The sequence below is a fragment of the Kineobactrum sediminis genome, assembly GCF_002868715.1.
Classification (GTDB): Bacteria; Pseudomonadota; Gammaproteobacteria; order Pseudomonadales; family Halieaceae; genus Kineobactrum; species Kineobactrum sediminis.
On the sequence record NZ_PKLZ01000014.1, the window covers coordinates 1 to 23,119 of the forward strand.

General features: G+C 57.7%; 19 protein-coding genes and 1 tRNA gene. 3 read left to right on the forward strand and 17 right to left on the reverse strand.

Annotated elements, in window-relative coordinates; genetic code table 11:
- Positions 1–182 precede the first annotated feature (182 nt).
- The 4 genes from CWI75_RS15810 to CWI75_RS15825 form a co-directional block, all read right to left on the reverse strand.
- Positions 183–884 carry a DUF3800 domain-containing protein gene (locus CWI75_RS15810; RefSeq protein WP_101522502.1) on the reverse strand — a complete coding sequence of 234 codons (702 nt, stop codon included), beginning with the start codon at positions 882–884 and terminating at the stop codon, positions 183–185.
- Positions 885–951: 67 nt separating this feature from the next.
- Positions 952–1,863: a GIY-YIG nuclease family protein gene (locus CWI75_RS15815; protein WP_101522503.1), complete on the reverse strand. Its 912-nt coding sequence runs from the start codon at positions 1,861–1,863 to the stop codon at positions 952–954.
- Positions 1,860–3,197: a restriction endonuclease subunit S gene (locus CWI75_RS15820; RefSeq protein ID WP_101522504.1), complete on the reverse strand. Its 1,338-nt coding sequence runs from the start codon at positions 3,195–3,197 to the stop codon at positions 1,860–1,862. The genes CWI75_RS15815 and CWI75_RS15820 overlap by 4 nt, the downstream gene beginning before the upstream one ends.
- Complete coding sequence (locus CWI75_RS15825; RefSeq protein WP_101522505.1) at positions 3,194–5,173, reverse strand: type I restriction-modification system subunit M; 1,980 nt, start codon at positions 5,171–5,173, stop codon at positions 3,194–3,196. Before CWI75_RS15825 ends, CWI75_RS15820 begins: the two co-directional genes overlap by 4 nt.
- A 556-nt stretch (positions 5,174–5,729) precedes the next feature.
- On the opposite strand from CWI75_RS15825, the gene CWI75_RS18360 reads away from it, so the two are divergent.
- The 3 genes from CWI75_RS18360 (at position 5,730) to radC (ending at position 7,437) form a co-directional block, all read left to right on the forward strand.
- Complete coding sequence (locus CWI75_RS18360) at positions 5,730–5,957, forward strand: Rap1a/Tai family immunity protein (protein ID WP_277621775.1); 228 nt, start codon at positions 5,730–5,732, stop codon at positions 5,955–5,957.
- A 329-nt stretch (positions 5,958–6,286) separates the two neighbouring features.
- The gene (locus tag CWI75_RS15835) at positions 6,287–6,481 is read left to right on the forward strand and encodes a hypothetical protein (RefSeq protein ID WP_101522507.1); all 195 of its coding nucleotides are present in this window, start codon (positions 6,287–6,289) and stop codon (positions 6,479–6,481) included.
- A gap of 452 nt (positions 6,482–6,933) precedes the next feature.
- Positions 6,934–7,437 carry a RadC family protein gene (gene radC / locus CWI75_RS15840; protein ID WP_420913262.1) on the forward strand — a complete coding sequence of 168 codons (504 nt, stop codon included), beginning with the start codon at positions 6,934–6,936 and terminating at the stop codon, positions 7,435–7,437.
- Positions 7,438–8,127: 690 nt separating this feature from the next.
- On the opposite strand, the gene CWI75_RS15845 is transcribed toward radC, so the two are convergent.
- The 13 genes from CWI75_RS15845 to CWI75_RS15905 form a co-directional block, all read right to left on the reverse strand.
- Positions 8,128–8,454, reverse strand: coding sequence for a terminase small subunit (locus tag CWI75_RS15845; protein ID WP_101522508.1), 327 nt, complete (start codon positions 8,452–8,454; stop codon positions 8,128–8,130).
- Between the two features lie 150 nt (positions 8,455–8,604).
- A tRNA-Ser gene (locus CWI75_RS15850) sits at positions 8,605–8,694 on the reverse strand.
- A 181-nt stretch (positions 8,695–8,875) separates the two neighbouring features.
- The gene (locus tag CWI75_RS15855; RefSeq protein WP_101522509.1) at positions 8,876–11,230 is read right to left on the reverse strand and encodes a penicillin acylase family protein; all 2,355 of its coding nucleotides are present in this window, start codon (positions 11,228–11,230) and stop codon (positions 8,876–8,878) included.
- Positions 11,231–11,287: 57 nt separating this feature from the next.
- A complete protein-coding gene (csrA, locus tag CWI75_RS15860; RefSeq protein WP_101522510.1) occupies positions 11,288–11,491 on the reverse strand; it encodes a carbon storage regulator CsrA in 204 nt (67 codons plus the stop codon).
- A gap of 113 nt (positions 11,492–11,604) precedes the next feature.
- The gene (locus CWI75_RS15865) at positions 11,605–12,849 is read right to left on the reverse strand and encodes an aspartate kinase (protein ID WP_101522511.1); all 1,245 of its coding nucleotides are present in this window, start codon (positions 12,847–12,849) and stop codon (positions 11,605–11,607) included.
- The gene (gene alaS, locus CWI75_RS15870; RefSeq protein WP_101522512.1) at positions 12,846–15,452 is read right to left on the reverse strand and encodes an alanine--tRNA ligase; all 2,607 of its coding nucleotides are present in this window, start codon (positions 15,450–15,452) and stop codon (positions 12,846–12,848) included. Before alaS ends, CWI75_RS15865 begins: the two co-directional genes overlap by 4 nt.
- 3 nt (positions 15,453–15,455) lie before the next feature.
- Positions 15,456–15,803: a histidine triad nucleotide-binding protein gene (locus tag CWI75_RS15875; protein ID WP_101522513.1), complete on the reverse strand. Its 348-nt coding sequence runs from the start codon at positions 15,801–15,803 to the stop codon at positions 15,456–15,458.
- Positions 15,804–15,806: 3 nt separating this feature from the next.
- Complete coding sequence (locus CWI75_RS15880) at positions 15,807–15,992, reverse strand: Trm112 family protein (protein ID WP_101522514.1); 186 nt, start codon at positions 15,990–15,992, stop codon at positions 15,807–15,809.
- Positions 15,993–16,036: 44 nt separating this feature from the next.
- Positions 16,037–16,876, reverse strand: coding sequence for a peptidoglycan DD-metalloendopeptidase family protein (locus tag CWI75_RS15885; RefSeq protein WP_175580233.1), 840 nt, complete (start codon positions 16,874–16,876; stop codon positions 16,037–16,039).
- A complete protein-coding gene (gene greB, locus CWI75_RS15890) occupies positions 16,854–17,357 on the reverse strand; it encodes a transcription elongation factor GreB (protein ID WP_101522516.1) in 504 nt (167 codons plus the stop codon). The genes CWI75_RS15885 and greB overlap by 23 nt, the downstream gene beginning before the upstream one ends.
- Positions 17,358–17,412: 55 nt before the next feature.
- Entirely contained in the window at positions 17,413–19,533 is a 2,121-nt protein-coding gene (locus CWI75_RS15895; RefSeq protein ID WP_101522517.1) for a TonB-dependent receptor family protein, read from the reverse strand.
- Positions 19,534–19,636: 103 nt separating this feature from the next.
- Entirely contained in the window at positions 19,637–21,808 is a 2,172-nt protein-coding gene (locus CWI75_RS15900; RefSeq protein WP_101522518.1) for a hypothetical protein, read from the reverse strand.
- Between the two features lie 64 nt (positions 21,809–21,872).
- Positions 21,873–23,090 (reverse strand): serine hydrolase domain-containing protein, encoded by a 1,218-nt coding sequence (locus CWI75_RS15905; protein ID WP_101522519.1) that lies wholly within the window; start codon positions 23,088–23,090, stop codon positions 21,873–21,875.
- Positions 23,091–23,119 lie beyond the last annotated feature (29 nt).

Genomic DNA, 23,119 nt, shown 5'->3' on the forward strand with positions numbered 1-23,119 from the left:
GGCTTCTTTGAAGTGTCCGTAAAAGCGGGGTAGAACCCTCTCATAGAAGGCGTGACCAAATTTATTTTTCCTGAAAAACACGTGGACGCCGTCAGCCGTTGTTACACCCGTCCGGCAATACTCTCTCTCAAAATGGTTTTTATATTCTCCAGTTGAGTCGTACTTTACTAGTGGTGGCCCCATTACCAACCACCCGCAAGCCTAATTCTAAATACATTGAACTTGGTTTCCCCCTTCGAGGTAGGTCCTATGACGTCAACTCCGAGACGAGTTTCCAAGTGCTTGATCAGTGAGTCCTTGCAGCCACCTTCCTTAACGCTCTGATTGAATCGAGCCCCCACTATTCCTAGCAGGAGGTCAGTTAGCTGCATGGGGGCTACTTGTGGACTGGGAAGAGCTTGAATGCTGCCGATCTCAGAACTAAGATTTGAGTTGTTCAGGCAGTCTTTGAGAACTCTGAGACGAGATGGGTCACGGTTGGTTTTAGTGTCGCAATATATCGAGTATCGGTTAAAGTCGAGAATCCAGTGATGAAGTAGTTGATAGTAAAACTTGTAGAATCCGAGCTCCGCATCGCCATCATGCCAATCCATATCAAGTTGGTCGCCATCAACCACAATGCAGCGGAATCTGACTTCTTCGCCGTAGGCAAGAAACTGGTCGATGAGATCTTGATAAAAACCTAGCCTCGACTGAGAAACCTTTGACCACTTGATCTCTCCCCAAGTTGTCCATTGATCCCGTATTCGATGCATATCCCGCTTGAATTCACCGCGAAGACGGGCGGGCATCCACAGGCTACCGATCAGCAAGAATCGATCCTTGCCATTACGGCTGAACACAATCTCGGGGCGACTTTCGTCACAATAGACTTCGAAATCCATTGTCAGATTTCCCTATTGGCTGGGGTGTTGATCATACAGTTTGCTACCAGTTGGCTCATCCTGCACTCTACGTTATGTAACTGACTTGTTGATCCTGCCACTGACCATAAGTATGGCCATCGCCATCCACCTTCCACTGGGTACGACCATTAGCCGCCCTGCCAGAAACAACAGCGGCCGCTGCACTGGGACTGGCAAACATCGTGTCAACCGCGAATCGAAGTAAGCCCTCTCCATAGGGTACCAGAGACCGCTCCTCAAGCAGTTGCTCATGTAGAGCTTGATAACTGCTGTGGCTGTTGCTGGACCACGTTGCCTTAGCAAGGCTACCAGCGAGTACAAAGAACTCCCCGTCGACCTCCTGGGCTCTGGCCTTGAGGTTGTGCTTCGGAATCTCCAGGGTGAAGACTGGGGACTCCGAAGCCGAGGTATCTCCAGCAGGCGTCACTGGTTTACTGGTATCTCGCAAGAAGTCGAAGCCTAGTACAGGCAGCACGGTACGGATCTGTTCGGCAAAGGAGGCCATATCAGCAAGATCCGACTCCGGCAAACTGCTGTAGTCATGCGCCGTACCGTTCACCAGCTTGCAGCGGCCAATATGACCAGCCCTGGCAATGAGCACACTCTCGAGGTGCTTCGCGTGGGCCTTGGTAAGGTTCTGGTCCTTGCTGGTGATCAGGCAGACCCTCTCCCAGAAGTCCTTGCCGCCTTGATCCTCTGGCTTGTTGTGCTGCTTCAGGCGCTTGCCGACATCGTCGGACTCACCTATGTAAACCAGTGGCCTGAAGGTGTTCTCCGGGTCAGGGCCTACCAAGAAGTAGATCCCGGTGCGACCCACCTCAGGACGCTGCACGAGCTCGCTGAGCTTGGAGCGGAGGCCGGTAAGCACATGGCCGGTCCAGTTCATGATTTCGGCAGTGAGGAGGCCGTTGGGCGTGCCATCGACCAGAAAGAGGCGGATGCTGCGGCCCTGGCTCATGACGCCACCTCCAGGCCCGCCTGGCGTCCTTCTTCATCGAAGGCACTCTCGTCAGCCGGTGGCTGCCAGTTGCGGACATCAATCTTGCCGGTGACGGCGGCGGAGATGAGGGCAGAGCGACGTTCATTAAGTAATCTAACGCTCTCTTGAGCCCCTTGGTACATGTTGTCCGTCTCAACAGTCTTTTCAAGGATGTGCTGTTCGATGCACCGCCTCTCTTCAGAAGAAGGTGGAGTTGCCACGATCATCGAGCTCAAGGCTTCGCTTGTGAGTTTCGGCTGCGCTGAGCCTGTTACATATAGATCGAGCTTTTGGTGTTCGATAACTTCTGCCCAGAACACCAGATTTGCATCTACAGGGCGAAGTATGTGGGCATGATTATTAACCCAGTATTTGCCTCGAGCTACGAAGGCTACCCGGGATGACCTTGCTAGTAGATTAGCTCCATCTTCCGAGACCAGGACCAAGTCTTCATCAAAGATATAGCCATCTATACGGTCAATAACTCCTGACGCTCCGTAGTACGGGTAGTCACCTTGTCGAAGGCCGCGTTCCTCCGAGGACAGGGGAATACGTCGACCATCAAGGAATTCAACATAGAATTTGATCGGACCAATCTCCCAATGCGCCGGCACCTCCCCCAACCACTCCACACCCGAGTCCTTCATGGGCACGGTCGGATCAAGCCCCTTGGTCACCGCATGGGAAATGACCGCCTGGCGTTTCTCCTTCAGGAGCGCAATCAGGCGCTGCTGCTCCTGTATCAGGGCGTCGATTTTGGCGGTTTCGTGGTCGAGGAATATAGTAATAGCTCGTTGCTCTATCGGGTTAGGACTTGGAACTTTAAAAGCTGAAAGCTCATCCCCCGATAGCTCGAGAAACGTGGAACCTCGGCCGCGATTATTCAATTCCGCAGTAGTGATACTCAAGATATAGGCAAAATATAATCCATGAATCCCTTTTTGGGGGACCAACGCCTTGCAGCCTTGATTAGTGCATAGTGCAGTCGCTGCAACGCCTAGGGACCCGATAGGTGCTCGCGTGGACAAAACTACACTTCCCGACGGAACAAGCAATGTACCGCAAGATTTAAGTCCTGCTGGAGTGATTTTTCTCATAGAGCTTTTGATTTGAAATGAATCAAGCTTTGATAAATCCGCGGGTGTCACCCAAACAATATCTCCATCCCAAAAGCCGGACTGCTCTGATGCAGGAGTCGATCCACCCACAACTTTAAAGTTATTCTTAATAGGCAAAACATTCCAATGCGCCGGAACCTCTGCCAACCATTCGACCCCTGAATCTCTGTACTCTGGATACCTCGGAAAACTCACGCCGACAACTCCTCAATCATCGCCTTGATCCGGTCGGTACAGGCCTTCAGGTCAGCATCAATCTCATCAAGCGGCCGGGGTGGTACAAACGTGTAAAAGTGCCGGTTGAAGGGAATCTCGAACCCCACCATACCAATATCGCCATCCAACGGGTCACACTTACTCACATCAATCCAGGCATCGGGAACGTGGGGTATCACCTCCCGCTCAAAGTATGCCTGTACTGACTCACCCAGGAGTACGTTCTCAAAGTCACGCAAGCTGGCATCGGGCTCCGGGTTGCCGTTCTTGTCGGCACACACATCGGCCTCAGCATCACGCTCGGACAATGCGCTGAATACTGACTTCAACTGCGGGGCGGCCAGCTTGAACTCCAGACTCTTCATGGCATCTTTCAGCGCCCTGGTGAAGGCCGGGCGGCTCCCATATACCTGATCAGGGCCCAGGGCCCCACAGGCGGCGACCAGAGCTTCAAACTGCTCGGTCTCCAGCTTCTGCAGTGGCTTCTCCTCTGCAAGCCTTGCCAGCCGATCAGGGCTGGCCTGGAAGTTCAGGCGCAGGGGCCGCTCTACCGTAATGCGGCGGTAGCCAAAAGCATCCACCGGGAAGATCTTGCTTTCGTCTGTTTCAGCGAAGGCGCCGTAGGCCCGCACTATGGCCTCACTGTCGGCCTCATTCACATACTGGCGCTTGGACCCAAGGGACTTGCGCATCTTGCTGTGGCGGCCGGTGGCGTTGATCAGCTGCACCTTGCCTCGCCGCTCCGTGGGCTTGTTGTTGAACAACACCCAGATGTAGGTGGCAATGCCCGTGTTGTAGAACATGTCCGTGGGCAGAGCGACAATCGCCTCCACCATATCGCTTTGCAGCAGATAACGGCGAATCTCGGACTCGCCACTGCCGGCGCCACCAGTGAACAAAGGGGAGCCATTGAGGATGATGCCTATGCGGGAGCCTCCCTCTTTGGGTTCGCGCATCTTGCTGACCAGGTGTAGCAAGAACAGCAGGGAACCGTCCGATACCCGAGGTAGGCCCGCCCCGAAACGGCCATCGAAGCCCTTCAGGTTGTGCTCATCAAATACTTGTTTCTGGACCTTCTTCCACTCCACCCCAAAAGGGGGATTTGCCAGCATGAAATCTGCCCTCAGCTCAGGCAACTGATCATCGGAAAGGGTGTTGCCCAGCTTTATGTTCTCTACCGCCTGGCCCTTTATGAGCATGTCCGCCTTGCAGATGGCATAGGACTCCGGGTTGAGTTCCTGGCCATGGAGGGACACGGTGACCCCTTTGCTCACCTGCTGAATGTACTCATCACCCTCGGACAGGAACCCACCGGTACCGGCAGTGGGGTCGTAAATGGTAACAATGCTGTTGGGCTTCAGGTTGCGCTCCTGGTCGGTGAGCACCAGGGAGGTGGTGAGGTGCACGATGTCCCGGGGCGTGAAGTGTTCCCCGGCGGTCTCATTGGAGCTTTCGGCAAACTTGCGGATCAGCTCCTCGAAGATGATCCCCATGCCAAAATTGCTGATGCGGGCGGGATTCAGGTCAATACTGGCAAAGCGTTGCACCACCTGATACAGCAGGTTGGCGCCGGCGAGTTGCTGCACAAAGTCCTCAAAGTGGAAGTGCTCGAATATCTCCCGCGCCGCCTGGCTGAAGGACTGGACATAGCTGAGCAGGTCATCGGCGGTCTGGGTATCTGACAGCTTGCCCAGGGCCAGCGGAGAGGCATTGAAGAACTGCTGTTCTGCTGCCCGGAGCAGTATCCTCTCCTTCACAGTATCGGCTTTCTCGGGGTTGGCTTTGGCCGCAGCCAATACCGTATCCCGGGTGGGCTCCAGAACGCACTCCAGGCGCCGCAGCAGGGTAAAAGGCAGAATGACCCGGCCATACTGGGATTGCTTGAAATCGCCGCGTAGGAGGTCTGCGACGGACCAGATGAAGGCGGCGGTCTGGGAGTGATTCTCGGTGTTCAAGTCGGCGGTCCTTGTCTGGGCTTCCTGAGTAAGCGATTGATCATACACAGCGGGGGGATGGGTGTCGTGCATGAGGTGCGTGACTGCTCAGCTCCGGAATATATGCCATCCAGGTTCAGCCCACATCACTGTAAGTATTCACAGGTCGTGTTTTCAGGCCAGTGGCGTTGAGAGCTATGTATTGAACAAGACTAATGTCGGCACATGTGCATTATTTTAGGACTCAGTTGACACCCAAATGCCACATCACACGAGCGTCAAGTATTCACCAGAAGTTATGTTTTTCAAGATTTATTTCTCTATCTTCAATGGCCCATGTTTCTTTCGTAAGAGGGGAATCTCCGACTACTTCATTTTCGGTTACTACTTTTTTGTAGTCATATTCCATTTTCGGTTTCGGGGTATTGTGCGTTAACTATATTGAGCGTAGCGCCTGTATAGTATGCAAAAAACACAGGAGCTATACCCTATGCGCGCTATCCTTCTTTCTTTGTTACTGGTCACGGGACACGTGTCGGCCAGTGAGGCTATCACTGTAAAAGAGCTGTTGGTGCAGATGGATGAACATGTCCAATCTGGCGGGTCTGTCGACCGGTACGTGTGGTACATGTCAGGAGTAATGGCAGCGACAAATGGCGATGTCTGGTGTCCTGTGCCGGATTACGACGCTAACGCGACGATCGCCAAAGTCTACAAGTCGATGTCCGATAGTCACGCGATCTACGACTACCCCGCTATTCACGCGATCCTTGTCGGCCTCGAAGGCCTGTTTCCCTGCGAATAATTTTTTTCAAAAAATATTTTTCGATTGACGATTTTCCTTTGTCTAAGCGCCTGTATCTATATGGGTGGGCCCCGCGGCCGCGGGTCCCTGTCCCGGGATTGCGTCTGGCTCTGGCGCTCCGTGGCAAACGCCCAGGGACCCCCGGCAAAGGTCAAGTGACCAAGGGCAGGTGCGCGCTCGTGCCTCGCACGCCCCCTAGGACCAAGGTCAAAGGCCAGGGCACACTGTTCAGGTGCGCGGTGTCATAGGCCACGTGACACAGGTCAAAGGCCGCTGGTACTGGGGGGTGTTGGGGCGTAGGCACTGTCGCCTATCAGGGAGTACGTCACATGGGTTTAGATATCGCATTCAACCGTCAATTGGCCATCGCTGCAGGTCTTGAGATCAAGGTCCAGACCAATCTCTCGGCAGAGGAGATCGCGGAGATCCGTGCCGAGGCAACTGACCCGGGCTATCTCGCGTGGGCAGAGGCCGAGGTAACGTGCCTCTGTAATCCCACCATTTTTAATCGCCCGTTTGAGTAGAGGATCGAGGGGTAGGTGACACTTTTGGTCACTTTTGGTCACTTATTAGCCACGTTTATGCATAGGTGTAGCGGGAAATCCAAAAAGCGTAGTGCCAACGAGATTGCCGGAGAGCCGCATGGTTGCTGGTGTTGGCGCAGGGGCGCAGGCAATTGAGGAGGTGTAGCGGCAAAACTGCTATTTCTCTATATATACGGAGATCACGATACACTTATGTATAGAACGCATCTCGAGAATCGGACTCTGGAACCTTGCCAGGCACCCCCCCTCTACTCCCGTTAGTCCTTTAAAAAGCACCACACCACTTACCACTTCCGTCGAAACCCTGCCATTCAGCGAGGTCTGCGGCAGGTTGGCGCCTGCCGTACTGATGAGACAAGCCAAAAAAAACGGCCCGTGTTGTAGCACGGGCCCCGCTCACGGTTCCCACACATACCAATGGAGCAACAACCATGAACAGCACCCAAGATATGTTCACCACCACAGTAGAGTCAAGCACAGCGTGTGCCCTCTACACCATTACTGAACGAGCACTGATCGACCAGGCACTCGGGATACTCGAAACCCGGATAACGCGCGGCCAGTCTTTTACCAACCCAAGCGATGTAAAACAGTACTGCCAGTTGCAAATAGCCGCTGAGCTCGACGAGTACTTCTGCTGCCTCTTCCTTAATAGTCAGCATCGATTGATCGCGTTTGAGCGCATGTTCAGGGGGACGGTTGATGCCGCTAGCGTGTACCCCCGCGTTGTGGTCAGGCGAGCCCTGGAGCTGAACGCGGCCGCGGTTATCTTCACCCACAACCACCCCAGCGGGGCTAGTGATCCCAGCGAGGCAGACAAGCGCATCACTGTAACGCTCAAATCGGCTCTGGCCCTGGTTGACGTTCGTGTGCTTGACCACATTGTGGTGGGCATTAGCAGCACCACATCCATGGCCGAGTCGGGCTTAATCTAAACGGAGGGTTCCACATGTCAAACTATGAAGACAAACCCCGCATCAGAGTCAGCTGTGACGAAAACGGGCTAATACAATGGCCTGCAGACGATCTGGCGCGAATATACCAAGCCGGCCAACGCTCTCATATCTCGCCCCACTACCCACTTCCGATAGAAAAACCGGTTCATGAATTGGCCGGGGACTGCCCTCATTGTGGCGGCTCAGGCCTCTATTTTCTCCATCGGCGCCGGATCTGGGAGAAATGCTACCGCTGTAACGGTAAGGGATACCTGGACCCGTTTGATATTGCCCTACTGAAATATCGAATAGCCGGCGGTGCAGCGGTTTGCAGGATCTTTGGCGGCCTCGGGCGCGGTAAGCGGGGCAACGACCGGCAGTAGACGTAAAAGCGCTGGCGCGGGCGGACTTGAGCCCCTGTGCGCCATTTTGACCATCCCCCCACTCTAAGCTGCAATACTTCTCGGCATCACGACCCCCTTCGCTGCTGGCTCAACATCCAATAGTAGAAGTGCGTCGGTGCGTCAGTGCGTCAGTGCGTCAGTGCGTCAGTGCGTCAGTGCGTCAGTATGCCTGTGCGTCGGTACGTCTTGGTGATAGCGAGCCGGTCTGTTAGAGAATCAGTGTGCCAATATATCAGTGCGTCACTGGACTACAGCGTCCTGCGTCCTGCGCCCTGGAAATTGAAAGTCAGTCAAGCAGGCCGAAAAGCTTGCAAAGCAGTTCTGCCGCGCGGAGCTTGTCCTTCGCCTTCGTATGGGGCGCATGGATAATAGCCCGGAGGTCGTGGAAGACTTCGTCTCGGACCTGGCGCTGGTCGATGAAAAACCGCGCCCTCTCCCGTTTGACTGCCTCAGCTACTTTGGGGTGCCGCAGCAATTGGCATGCGGCATTTTGTGCTACCGCGCGCTCTGGGAGCTTTTTGGGGCCCTTGGCGGCCACATAGGCATCAGTCGCGGTGACAGTGGGGTCTGCAGTGAAGACTGCAACAAAGCGTTCCTGGAGGGCTGTGAGCATGATGCTTGAACCTGTGAGGATCTCCGTAATATCAGGGGAAAAGGCCTCGGCGGCCTGGCCTTAATCACGATTTGATCGAAGCATCAATGGTATACAAAATGGTATACAAAATAAATAAATAGCTGGTAAGCCGCGTATTTACTGGGGATGTGGCGGAGAGAGAGGGATTCGAACCCTCGATAGGTTTCACCCTATACGCCCTTAGCAGGGGCGCGCCTTCAGCCACTCGGCCACCTCTCCGTAATTTCTTCTGTAATTCCCGGGGCGCGCGTTACTCGTCGCTACGCTCCTCGCCCTTCGGGTCGCCGTCGTTCCTCCGGCGCTCCCTGCGCTGGCTTCGCCAGCTCCGGGTCAGCCACTCGGCCACCTCTCCAGAAGCGCGGCATGATACCACAATGACTGAGAAATCAAAGGGCCTGGGTCAATTTCGCAGCCCAATCAACTCCAAAGTCGACTTCGTATTGCGTTCAATGGCGGCGCGGTCGAATAATGCCGGACGCCACTGCTTATTGCGATATAGCTCTGTCTGGTCGGTGAAGTGGGCAGAGGCCGGGTCACCGGACTGGCTGTAAGTGAGCAAGGCCTCGGCCACGGGGCCATCATCATCAAAGCTCAGGGTAAAGATGAAGCTGCTGCCGTGAACCACCGGGTAACCCGCGTCGGTCAGCAGCTTACTGCCCGCTACGGGCTGCGGGTTGACTGGGGCAATGGGGTGTTCGGGGTCACCGGATACCATCAGGTTGGCTACGCCCTCGAAGCCGTTGCCACCGTGGAGCGGTATGCGCTGGCCGCCGCGATAGGCAAACTGGACATCACCCAGGGTGGCGTCAAGCGGCAGGCCCGCGGCCTGCAGGACAGCCGCGGCCTGTGCAAGCTTTTGCACCGCGAGTGCCGGGTTGGCCAGTGTGTGGGGGGTAGTTACCGGCGCGGTGGCGTCAAAGGGCACGGCGAACAGGTTCCCGGCGTGCAGGGTATCCTCGTAATCGTAGCTGGCGAGCCATTCCCGAAACAACGGCGCGCCAGCGCTATCTTCATTGAAAGACCCATCGAACGCTGCAATAACGGCGCAGGCGGCCGCCACCTCGGCTGCTTCGTCGCAGGCTGCCACCAGATCGCTCTGCAGTAGTTCCGCAGCCAGGCTGTTATTCGCAAACAGCGCCTGCTGCAGCTTTTTCCTGGTGAGTTCGCCGGCCCTGATCAGCAACACGTTCTTACGGGTGCGCAGGCTGCGGGCAGTGGCTTCGGGGCCAAACAGTGGCGAGTATCCGTGCAGCGGTGCCTCTGCATTACTCAGCCAGTAACTGTCGTTGGCGTTGAAGACGTAATCGGTGCTTTCCAGCAGGGGGCGCTCGTCAAAAGGCACTGTGCCGGGCAGGCTGGCACCGCCGTCAAGTTGCCACTCGAACCGGCTGTCACTGCCATCAAGTAAAATAAAACCGCGCCGGGCGTACACCTTCGCAACCAGCGGTTCGGTGTCAAGGCTGCGGCGCCAGAGCGCAATCGCCTCGTCGCTCAAATGGCCCACGGTGGAGTTGTCGATGTAGACCGCGCGGCCATCATTGCTGGCGGCAATGGTGTTTACCCAGGGCATGGCATTCCACTGCCGGTGCGCGGCGATCAATCCATCCATATCCCAGGCCTCGCCCATGGCCCGCCATTGGGACAACAGGTGGTAATTGCCCCGGTTGGCGTCGCGCGCGGTATAGGCTGTGGTCTCGCTCCAGGGCATATCCGGCAGGGTCAGCATGGGTCCGTAATGGCTGGAATACAGGGTACGTTCAACAGAGGACAAACGACCATCGTCCTGCTTTACCGGCACCTGAACCGTTACTTTGGTCATGGCGCGCTCGGTGCCGTCATAGTAATAACGGGTCGGGTCACCCGGCACCAGGTCGAGGGCGTAGAACACCACCCTCTGGCTGTCGGATACGGTATGACTCCAGCCAACGTTGCGGTTAAAGCCGACGGCGACGCCCGGCGCACCCAGCAGGTGTACACCATAAACGTCCAGTGTGCCGGGAATGGTGAGGTGTTTTTCCCAGAAACGGCTGTCGCCGTACCACGGGTAATGCGGATTACCCAGCAGCAGCCCACGACCGTTGCCGGTGCGTTCGCGGCCAAAGGCCCAGGCATTGGAGCCCATGCCGGAGAGAGCCGCCGCGTCCGCCGCGCCAGCGAGCTGTTGCGCAGTGGCGGGGGCCAAGGTCGCTTTGTCATCGGCTCTCCCTGGCGGGGGCTGCGCGGACACCAGCGCGGCCGTCATTTGCGGCAGGGTCTGGGCCATCAGCACCATGCGCGACATCAGGTCCAGGTCGGTTACCGAGTGCACCCAGGGCGCGCCATCACACCAGGAACCTACATTGCTGCCGTTCGTGGAGGACAGATAACGGTTGTAGCCGTCGGCGTATCCCTTCAGCCAGGCCAGGTTTTCCTCGTCCTGCAGGCTCAGGGCAGCCAGCGCCTGGGCACGAATATCCATAGCCCGCACTACGGCATCACTGGCTATGTTCGCATCGTCTTCACCGGGGCCAAAATAACGGGCCAGCTCACCGCGCGCGGCTACCAGGGCACGGGAGATATTGCAGACATGGTCCTCGGCGGCCGCGTAGCCTTCGCCATAGCCCAGGCTGGCAAAATCATCCGCGGTGATATGAGCCACACCGTAATCGGTCCGGACAATCTCTACACGATAGAGCCCTGCATCAGGGCCGGCCTTGTCCAGGCAGCCGAGCAGGGCTGCGCCGAACAGTAAAATCAGGATCCGCTGATATAACATGAATGCCCTCTCTGGCTACGGTAGTCTTGTTGATACTACTGCTGCTGGAGACATCTGTCAGGTAGTAGAGGGCTCATCGTCGGGAGGCGGCGGGGTGCCGTCTTCCTGAATGCGGTTATAGATTTCCTCGCGGTGTACGGCAACATCGCGCGGCGCATTAACGCCGATACGGACCTGGTTACCTTTAACGCCCAATACGGTAATGGTGACCTCATCACCCACCATGAGCGTCTCGCCTACTTTTCGGGTCAGTATGAGCATGATTCCTTGCCTCCTGTCATCCGGCTAATCCAGCGCCGGACGGCGCCTTTATGGCGCCCGGGTACCCTTCCTATTTAAGTTCAGATCTCTAAAAATGCAACCCTGGCAACGACTCAGGCAGCGCTTTCATCCACGGGTTCCTTACCGAGATGAAATGACGAGTGCAGGGCGCGCACCGCCAGTTCCAGAAACTTCTCTTCAATAATAACCGATATCTTGATTTCCGAAGTGGTGATCATCTGGATATTGATACCGACCTCCGCAAGGGCCGCAAACATCTGGCTGGCGACGCCGGCGTGGGAGCGCATACCCACGCCCACTACGGACACCTTGGCGATCCTGTTGTCAGCGCGCACCCCGCGAGCCTCGAGTTTTTGGGCAATCGAATCCAGTATTTCCTCGGCGCGCGGCAGATCGGCACGGCTGACGGTAAAGGTGAAGTCCGTGGTGTTGTCATCCGCCACGTTCTGCACGATAACATCCACTTCGATATTGGCGTCCCCAATCGGGCCGAGGATCTTGTAAGCCACGCCCGGCATGTCCGGCACACCGAGAATGGTGAGCTTGGCTTCGTCGCGGTTGAAGGCAATGCCCGCAATGGTCGGGGTTTCCATTTTCAGCTTATCCTCGAGAGTAATGAGTGTACCGGGGCCTTCCTGAAAACTGTGCAGGACCCGCAGCGGTACGTTGTACTTGCCGGCAAATTCGACGGCCCGAATCTGCAGCACCTTGGAGCCCATGCTGGCCATTTCCAGCATTTCCTCGAATGTAATCCGGTCGAGCCTGCGGGCACCGTCAACCACCCGTGGGTCCGTGGTGTAGACACCGTCTACGTCGGTATATATCTGGCACTCGTCGGCTTTCAGCGCCGCCGCCAGGGCAACCGCCGTGGTATCGGAGCCGCCACGGCCCAGGGTAGTGATATTGCCATGCTCATCAACACCCTGGAACCCGGCAACCACCAGCACATAGCCGTTATCGAGATCGGCGTGCAGGCGCTGATCGTCAATTTCACGAATGCGGGCCTTGGTGTGGGCGTTATCGGTGAGAATGCGCACCTGGCTACCAGTGTAGGACTTGGCCTTGATACCCCGCTTGTTCAGCGCCATGGCCAGCAGTGCGGTCGTCACCTGCTCTCCGGTGGACACCAGTACATCCATCTCCCGGGGCATCGGATGACGATCTTCTATCTCGTGTGCCAAAGCAATCAGGCGGTTGGTTTCACCGCTCATGGCCGATACCACCACTACAATGCGGTGCCCCTCCCGGGTGAACCGCGCAACCTTGTCGGCCACATGCCCGATGCGCTCGATACTGCCCACCGAAGTACCACCGAATTTTTGTACTATCAGACTCATGCTGCTCCCATTTCTCCAGCAACCCATTCGGGTACGGCGCGCAGCGCCTCGGCTAATGCCGCCACATCATTGCCACCACCCTGGGCCATATCGGGACGCCCGCCACCCTTGCCACCCAAACGACCGGCGAATTCACGCATCAGGTCGCCCGCCTTCACGCGACCGGTGAGATCCTTGCTGACCCCGGCGACCAGGGCTACCTTGTCCCCCTCCACCGCTGCCAGCAGGATCACGCTGCTACCGAGCTTGTTCCGGCACTGGTCCACGGTATCGCGCAGGGATTTGGCATCCGCACCATCAACCGCGGCTGCGAGCACCTTGATACCGGCAACCTCAACCGCGCCGGCAGTGAGGTCGCCACCGGCTGCGGTTGCCAGCTTCTGTTTCAGTCGGGCGACTTCCTTTTCCAGCTCGCGGCTTTCGCTCTTCAGCGCGCCTACTCGGGAGACCACGGTCTCGCGGCTGCTTTTCACGATCTCGCAGACCGCATCCAGCCGCTCCTCAATACGGGCAACCGCGGCCAGTGCACCGGCCCCGGTAACCGCCTCGATACGACGCACACCTGCCGCGACACCGGATTCGGAGACAATCTTGAACAGGCCGATATCACCGGTACGGTCAACGTGGATGCCACCGCATAATTCCACCGAATAATCGTTCTCGCCCATGGTCAGTACGCGCACTTCGTCCCCGTATTTTTCCCCGAACAGGGCCATGGCACCGGCTTTTGCCGCGTCCTCCATGGACATCAGCCGAGTGCTGACGTCGGTATTTGCGCGCACCTGCTCGTTAACCTGGGTTTCAATCCGCGCCAGGTCCCCGGCACTGACTGACTCGGGATGGGAGAAATCAAAGCGCAGGCGCTCGGCGTCTACCAGGGAGCCCTTCTGGGTAACGTGTTCACCGAGAATCCGGCGCAGGGCGGCGTGCAACAGGTGGGTGGCCGAATGGTTCAGGCGCGTACGCTGGCGCACGCTGGCATCCACCTGCGCATGCAGGCGGTTGCCCACCCGTACGTTGCCGTGCAGCACTTTTACATGGTGCAGATGGTGGTTTTGGGCTTTGCTGGTATCGATCACTTCCAGCCGCAGGCTGCCAGCCTCCAGGTAACCAGTATCGCCCGCCTGGCCGCCGGACTCCGCATAGAAAGGCGTGGTATCCAGTACCACGACACCCTGCTGGTCGGTGTCCAGTTCCGCCACTTCCTCGCCATCGCGCAGCAGCGCGGTCACGGTGCCCTCCCCCGCAAGGCTATCGTAGCCGGTGAATACGGTGCTGCCCTCAAGGGTCAGCACGTTATTGTAGTCTACGCGGAAACTGCCACTCTCCTGGGAGCGGCTGCGCTGGGCCGCCATGGCCGCTTCGTAACCCGCCATATCCAACCCGAGGCCGCGCTCGCGGGCTATATCGTTGGTGAGGTCAACCGGGAAGCCATAGGTGTCGTACAGCTTGAAGATCACCTCGCCGGGAATCACCGAGCCCTCAAGGTTGTCCAGGGCGTCCTGCAGTATCTGCAGGCCGTTATCCAGGGTTTTGGCGAACTGTTCTTCTTCGGCCAGCAGTGCTTTTTCGATCTGCGGCTGCAACTTCACCAGCTCGGGATAGGCATCGCCCATCACCTGCGCCAGCGTCGGCACCAGCTGGTGAAAGAACGGCGCCTGGGCGCCCAGCTTGTTGCCGTGGCGAATAGCCCGGCGAATAATACGGCGCAACACATAGCCCCGGCCTTCGTTGCCCGGCAATACGCCATCGACAATGAGAAACGCGCAGGAGCGGATATGGTCGGCGATAACCCGCAGCGAGTTGTGTTCCCGGTCAGCCACGTTCAGCAGCCCCGCGGCCGCCTTTATCAACGCCTGGAACAGGTCGATCTCGTAGTTGCTGTGCACGCCCTGCATGACAGCGGCAATGCGCTCCAAGCCCATACCGGTGTCAACCGAGGGTTTGGGCAATGGATGCAGTTCACCGCTGGCATCGCGGTTGAACTGCATGAACACCAGGTTCCAGATTTCAATGTAACGGTCGAGATCTTCCCCTTCACTGCCGGGTGGGCCACCGGGCACCTCCGGACCGTGGTCGTAGAAAATCTCGGAGCAGGGGCCACAGGGGCCGGTATCGCCCATCTGCCAGAAATTGTCCTCATCCAGGCGTGACAAACGGTCGGCGCTCACGCCTATTTCCTCAATCCAGATAGCCGCCGCTTCATCGTCGGATACATGCACCGTCACCCACAGTCGCTCCGCGGGCAGGCCCAGGGTTACGGTGAGAAACTGCCAGGCGTACTGGATCGCCTCGCGCTTGAAGTAGTCGCCGAAACTGAAATTGCCCAGCATTTCAAAAAACGTGTGGTGACGGGCGGTGTAGCCCACGTTCTCGAGGTCATTGTGCTTGCCACCGGCGCGCACGCAGCGCTGGCTACTGGTGGCCCGCACATAGGGACGCGTCTCCAGGCCCAGGAAGGTATCCTTGAACTGGTTCATTCCCGCGTTGGTGAACAGCAGGGTGGGGTCATCGCCCGGAACCAGCGAACTGCTGGGCACGCGGGTATGACCTTCCGCCTCAAAATAGGCCAGGAAGGCCTCGCGAATATCTCCGGTTTTCATAAGTCAGTCTGCCATGTCGCCTTCGGCGAGGGGCTTGCCCGCCATGATGTGAAGATGCAGGTGGAATACGGTCTGGCCCGCTCCGGCGCCGTTATTGATGATCAGGCGAAAGGCATCGGCAACCCCCAGCTTGTCTGCAACCTTGCCCGCCGCCAGCAGCAGGTGCCCCAGCAACGCCTGGTCATCGGGCTGCGCATCTACCAGCCTTGCAATGCAGGTTTTGGGAATCACCAGCGCATGTACCGGCGCCTGCGGGTTGATATCGTTGATGGCGATACAGTGCTCGTCTTCATAGAGCCGCTCTGCGGGTATCTCGCCATTGATGATCTTGCCGAAAATCGTATCAGTCATACCCTACCCCAGCTTTTCGTCAGTAGTGAGTACGCGCGCCTCGCTTTCGAGCATCACCGGGATGCCGTCGCGAACCGGATAGGCAAGCCCACTGGCCTTGCAGACCAGCTCCTGCTTTTCACGGTCGTAGGTCAAGGGTGCCTTGGTGACCGGACACACCAGTATACTCAGCAGTTTTTCGTCAATCATGACCATTCCTGACTCGCCAAAGGGGCTGCATTATACGGGGTTTTTCAGGGCTGTGACATGGGTAGCTCCGGCACCAGGAATTGCGGGTCAATACGTTCGCTGCGCCAGCTCATTCGCCAGTCGAGATGGGGGCCGGTAGCGCGCCCGGTAGCGCCCACTTCACCGATAATGGCGCCCGCGGGCACTTCGTCACCGACCGCTACGCGCACCTTGCTCAGGTGCAGGAACGAGGACGACAGGCGATAACCGTGATCGAGAATGATGGTGCCGCCGGAGTAAAAAAGGTCCGGCTCCGCCAGGGTCACTATGCCCGCGGCAGGTGCGCGCACTATCGTGCCGGTGGGTACCGCAACGTCGAGCCCGTAATGGGGATTGCCCGGGGTGCCGTTATAAACACGCTGGCTGCCATAAACCCCGGAAATCCTGCCCTGCACCGGCCAGTGAAAGCCGGCCAGGGCCTGCCCGAGCAAATCCGGTCGCTCAATACGCCGGTTTTTGGCGGCATTCACCAGCGCCCTTTCACGGGCGATGCGGGCCAGCAGCTCCGGCGGCGGTGTTACCGTTTGCTGCGGTACGCCCTCCACCCGCTGAATATTGTACTCCCGGGAAGCAACACTCAGGGTTTGCCGGCAGGTCGCGGCACCCTCAACCTGCAATACCGCGGCCGTGTCGGCATTGCGGCCAAAGCCCGCGATAAAGGTGCCGTCCGCGAGTACGTCAAGGCTGTCGCCGTCGAGACTGACACGGCTGCCCGGAGCCACCTGGCCCCACACCAGACCACCCTGTTGCAGTTCACCCTGCAGTTTTACACAGGCGCTGGCAGGGTTGACCGCCAGTACCAGGGCAGCAGCCGCAGCCAGCCTACGCGTTGTTACTATCATCATTTTCTCCCTGTTTCTCGTACGCAATGGAATTAATGGTCCAGGTGACGCTGCCGGCTTCGGTCGCCACCACCGCCTCGTCATCCACTGCTTTCTTCAGCAGGGCCCTGGCCATGGGCGAATCGATAGAGATATAGTTGTTGCGCTCAAAGATCTCGTCGTAACCGACAATGCGGAATTTGAGGACTTTTCCGGCGTCATTTTCGACCTCGACCCAGGCGCCAAAAAACACCCGGCCTTCCTGCTCCGGGCGATAATCGACGATTTTGAGGTTTTCCAGGCATTTTCGCAGGTAGCGCACCCTGCGGTCTATTTCGCGCAGGCGTTTCTTGTTGTACTGATAATCGGCGTTTTCGCTGCGGTCGCCAAGGCTGGCGGCCCAGGAGACCTTGCGGGTGACGTCGGGGCGCTCGACGCGCCACAGCTCATCGAGTTCCCGTTTCAGCGCCTCGTAGCCTTGTCTTGTAACGAGCGGAGTTCTCACAGTAGCCCTTAATGGTGGATTGCCAATAAGGGCGTACTTTACAGCATATCGCGTACTAGAAACGCCACTCGACACCAACGGATGCGGTGCGCGGCTTGTTGGGCCGGGCCCCATCGGGCTGGCGCGATACAATTTCCTGCTCATCCAGCGCGTTTTCCACTTTCAGGTAGGCTGTTGCCGTGTCGCTGACCGCATAACGGCTGACCAGGTCCAGTACCAACAGGTCTTCGCTGCGATCGAACGGGTTACTGCTGTTATTGCAGCCTATGGACATGCACAGTTCATCCGTGTATTTCACCACCGCGTAGTTGTTCCAGCCCATGGGTGTTTCCAGGCCCACGCGCAGGCTGAATATATTCTCCGGTACCGAGGCCAGGCGATCGCCGTCAGTGAAACCCAGCGCCGGGTTATCCTTGCTGATGGTGGCATCGGTATAGGTATACATCAGGTCAACCGGCATCGTGAACGAACCCAGCGCCAGCTCGGTGCCGGCCTGTAATTCCAGTCCGGCAATCACCGCTTCACCGGTGACAAATGCACCGGAGGTTGCGCCATTGCTGCAGGGACTTGCGTTAGAACAATTTTCGGTCTTGTTGTCGAATTCACTGTAAAAGCCGATCGCTTCGACGAACCAGCCGCCGTTGTAACGCAGGCCCGCCTCCCAGTTGACACTGGTTTCAGGATCTTCGTTTTCCGACGCGCCGCCACCGAGAGGCGAGAAGCCGCGGTGCACACCAGCCAGCATTTGCCAGTTGGATGTCAGCTCATAGGTAAAAGAGGCGCCAGGCAGCCATTCGCTGCTGTCGTTACCACGCACACTGGGTACGGAGGCGCTGCGATCCGCAGTACTATACTGCCGCCGTGACGATTCCACATCCTCATAGCGCAACGCCAGGTTAACGTTAAGCGCATCGTTCACCTGCCAGCTGTCAACCGCCCAGAATGCCAGCGCATCGGCCTGCTCGAAGCGGTTGTCACCACCGGTAGGGAGGCGCTCCTCAACCCGCACCAGTTCGCCGTCAATCTGGTCATAGATCTCAGAGGGCTGGTAACGGTCCATATCATCCTGGTGGCTGCGACCGCCGATTGCGAGCTGGTGATTGCCGAGTGCGATATCCAGGTTCAGCTCAACGCCCTCGGAGGTGTATTCGCGGTTATTGTGCTTGTACTTCAAGCCGCTGACATCTTCGGTGCCATCGAGGACACCCTGCGCAAAGGCATCACCCTCATTGGCCGCTTCGATAAAGGCACCGCCGCCACTGAGCTTGAACCAATCGCGGGCAAAACTGTTGTGATAAGCCGTTGCCGTTGCCTGTACCGCGTCGGTCAGCTGGTAGCGATAGGTCAGGCTGTAGGCCTGGTGATCGTTATTCATCTGGTCAATGCGGGAAAGGCCATAGCGGCGATTTGGATCCCGGGCAAAATCCGCATCGGTAAGCCCGAGGTAGGTCTCGTCGGAGGTTTCCTCCGAGTACTGGGCCTTCAGCAACAGGCTCTGGCGCTGTGTTTCCCAGCCCAGCTTGACCACATAATCTTCAATATCAAATCCGGAGTCCCGGCTGCTGCGATCAATGTCCTTGAAGCCGTCGCTGTTGCGCTGCGCGGTCTCTACCAGAAACCCGAAATCGCCACTGCGGGCGCCATAGCTGGCCAACAGGTCAGTCTCGCCATTTTCCCCGGCACGCAGGTTCACTTTGCCGGCCTGTTCTTCGGGTATGGGGGTGGACACCAGGTTCACCACACCACCGGTGGTTTGCGGGCCATAGCGCAACAATGGTGCACCCTTGAGCACTTCCACTGATGACATGCGTGAGGCCGTGGGAAAATAATAGGCCGCCGGATTCGAATAGGGCGCAGGCGCCATCATGATGCCGTCTTCCAGCAAAGTGATCTTGGAGGCGCGCTCCGACGTGGCGCCACGAATACCAATGTTGGGCCGCAGACCGTATCCATCCTCTTCCTGGATGTACACGCCGGGCACTGTTTTCAGCAGCTGGTTGATGTCGTTCGCAGCTTCAATACGAATCTGCTCATCGTCGATCAGCGCACCGGAACCGGGAAGCGTCCTGGCCGCCTCGCGACTGCCAAGAATGGTCACTTCCTCAAGCATCTGGGCGCTGGTGTTAAAACTGTGAATGGCCGCGGTGACCGCGACTGCCATGACTACGCGTTGCATATGTTTCCCCTTTGAACATACTGTATGTTGCCGATAAGGGGATAATAGTAAGAATCATTCTCATTAGCAACACCAGGTGAGAATTATTTGTATTAACCTGTTCTCAACCGCCTGGCACATAACCATTGGTTGTGCACGGCAGGTCCGGCGGACAGGTATCGACAAATTTACCGACGCCATCGGGACGCAGGAACCCCGATTTCTGCAGCTGGGCGGCGGGCTCCCTGCGTGGCAGGCTGTGGGGGTCTTCACCAAAATCCGGCTCAAAGGGCGGGGTATTGGTGACCGGCGGCGGCGCAGTGCCACCGTCGATGGCACCGCCACCCAGGGGGCCATCATCCCAGATCGTGATTACCGATCCGGTAAAGTCGCCTGTCGGTACCGGTTCCAGAGCCACATAAGGATTACTGTCCGGGTGGCGCCCGGTTTCGGTGGCGGGAATACGCAATTTGGCGCCAATGGTACGCGCCATGAATTCCGCGGACCACATGCTCACCTGGTGGTCACCAAAAGCCACCTGCAACAACACGGCATGGCTGGGTGTATTGGGCAGCACCTCGCGCTCAATGTGATGCACATAGCCGCTGGATTCAGCCCGGTCCCATAACATCTGCGCCATCGACAACAGGAAACTCTGGTCCTTGATACTCGGGTAACCACCGCCGGTATCCCCCGTACCGCTGCCGCTAAAAAACGGCTTGAACGCTTCGAAATCAACACTGCGTCGCAGCAGAAAGCTGTAAGACATACCCGGGACACCCAATACGCCCCGGGTAACATCCTGGATAACACCCATCAGTGCACCGCCCAGGATACCACCCTGGCTGTTGCCATCGTAGAACACCGTGCTGTTGTCAAAAACGGGCATATCCTGTGCCCTGAAGGCGGGATCCGCCACAAAACCGGCGTCGTGCTTCAGCAAGCGGGCCAGGAACATGAAGTTCAGCAGCCCCTGTTGCTGACGATCAAAAAACGCGTTGATAAGACTGAAGTCCTGCAGCACATTGATCGCAAAACCGGCATCCTCGCCGGCAAAGCCGCTCCAGTCGGTAGCGCAGAACATCATCTGGTGGTCATCGGCCATGATATCCACGTTCTGCCGCGTGCCACCGCGAACTTCCCGAGCGCTGCCCAGCAGACCGTGACCATAGAGCGAGGGCCGTGCAACCGCTTTCGGCGCGGCGCTAAAATCCTCGGCAACCGAGCGCGGAATACGACAGATAAAGTTGGCAACAAACGTACTGGTGCCGTTCAGCCGGTCCGGCAGACCATCGTTGGGCTCGTCATAGTGGAATGCCGAGCCCGGCGCGCCATCGGCGGTATCCAGAAATCCAGGTACCAGGTAGGTGCCGGCGACCTCGCGCGCAATTTGCGCATCCTCACCCGCCTGGCAGGCCCCCTCAACACACGGCGCGAAGTCGGTAATGCTCTGGATCAGGTAAGAGGGTGCAGCGCCCCCAAGATCGGCAAAGGCCTCATCGCGGATATGCAGGATGCGCTCGGTAATATTACGGGTACTGGCGATGGTAAAGTCCCAGGCCAGATACAACTCATCACGCGCAATGCCCGCATCTTCCAGTTCCGTAAACAGGGCTTCCATGACAGGGCGACGCCCTTCAATGACGTCGTTGTCGGTAATGGTCGCATCGCGCAGGGCACGGAATACTTCCGGCGCGGGCAACGTCTCACCGGCGCTGTCGCGCAGATTACGCAGGGCAACGATATAGCGCTCGCCACGCTCGAACTGGACCATCGGTCGGATAATAAACGTCTGCTCCGCCGGGTCGTCGGTATTGGCGTCGAGCTCGGCGAATACCAGGTGCTGCTCACCGGTACTGGCACGAATCACCACCACCGGTGAATCGCCCTCCAGGGACGCCTCCAGGTCAGTAATTAACGGCGCGCCCGTTTGCTCCAAATCGACACCGGGAATTTGTGTCAGGATCATCTGCGACGGCGAAAAACCATCATTGCGATTCCATTCTGCCGGGTCTACCCGCACCCCCTGTTTGTTTGCCGGCAGGGATTCCCGGACAAGATTCACGCGCAGGCCGGTATCCGTGTTGTCATCGGCCACGGTAAAAGCATCGCTGGGCCAGGGAAACATACAATTTACGGCATCCAGAATCTCGCAACGATCTGCATCCGGCGTAACGATACTGATGGGTGGCGGTGGTGGCTCTGGCGGGACTGGTGGCGGCGTGTCAGTGCTGTCTGAACAGGCCGCCAGCACCAGGGCCAGCGACACAACGGAAAGCGCGCGATAAAAATCCATAACCTGCTCCTTTATTTTTATACAAGTGTAGCTGGATATTCTCTGGCCGCTTTCCGGATCACAGCTAGTCCAGTGCTGCGTAGATCATCGACTCCAGCTGGCCACGAAAGTTGAAGGTGCTGGAAGGCATCAGCTGGGTCATGAAAATAACTACCAGCTCCTCGGCGGGATCAACCCAGAACAGGGTGCTGGCCAGACCACCCCAGAAAAACGTGCCATGGGAGGCCATGTTGCCGTTCGCCACCGGATCCACCTTGTTGGCAAAGCCCAGGCCAAAACCTACCCCCTCGTAATCGGTTTCGCTGAAACTGCCCATGGCGATGGCGGCAAGATCAACATTGCCCGGCAAGTGGTTTTGGGTCATGTATTCCAGGGTGCGCGAACCGATGACCCGTTGGCCGTCGAGGGTACCGCCCTGCAGGAGCATCTGGCAGAACCGGTAATAATCGCCCACGGTCGACAGCAGGCCACCGCCGCCGGAGTAGAATTCGCGATCGCGAAACATACTGCTCTGGCCGTCGTCATTGCAAATCAGTTGCTTGGCCGCATTGCGCTCGTAACAGGAGGCCAGGCGATCAACCTTGTCCGGGACGATATTGAAGGCGGTATCGACCATACCCAGTGGCTCAAATATCGTCTCGCGCAGGTAGTCCGGCAATGACTGGCCACTGATCACTTCAATCAGGTAGCCCAGTACGTCCGTGGCTACAGAGTAATTCCAGCACTCTCCCGGAGAAAATTCCAGCGGTAGTTCCGCCAGCTGGTCAATCATGTGCCTGAGGGTATAACCCGGCTGTGGATTGGCCACCTGGAGTTTGCGGTAGGCGTAATCAATATTGGTCTCCCGCAGAAAGTCATAGGTCAGCCCAGAGGTATGGCGCAGCAGGTCACGGATGGTCATCGGCCGCGCGCAGGGCACGGTTTCGAACAGCGGAAACGCGCCGGCCTTGCGCACACCAAGATTGCGCCACGAGGGAATAAAGCGGTGTACCGGATCTTCCAGGGAGAACAGGCCGCGTTCATACAGGGTCATCAATGCTACGGATGTCACCGGCTTGCTCATGGAGTAAATACGGAAAATGGTATCGGCTGCCATGGCCGTGCCACGCTCCAGGTCGCGCTGACCGGCCACATCAAGCCAGCAGGCCTGACCGTGTCGGGCCACCAATGTGACGCTGCCCGGGATCTTGTCCGCGTCAATGTAATTGCGGCGCAGATGCTCGCCGACCCTTGCCAGTTGGCCACTATCCAGTCCCAGAGCTTCCGGTGTTACCAGTTCCATAGTCCCTCCTTATACCTGCCATTAATTGA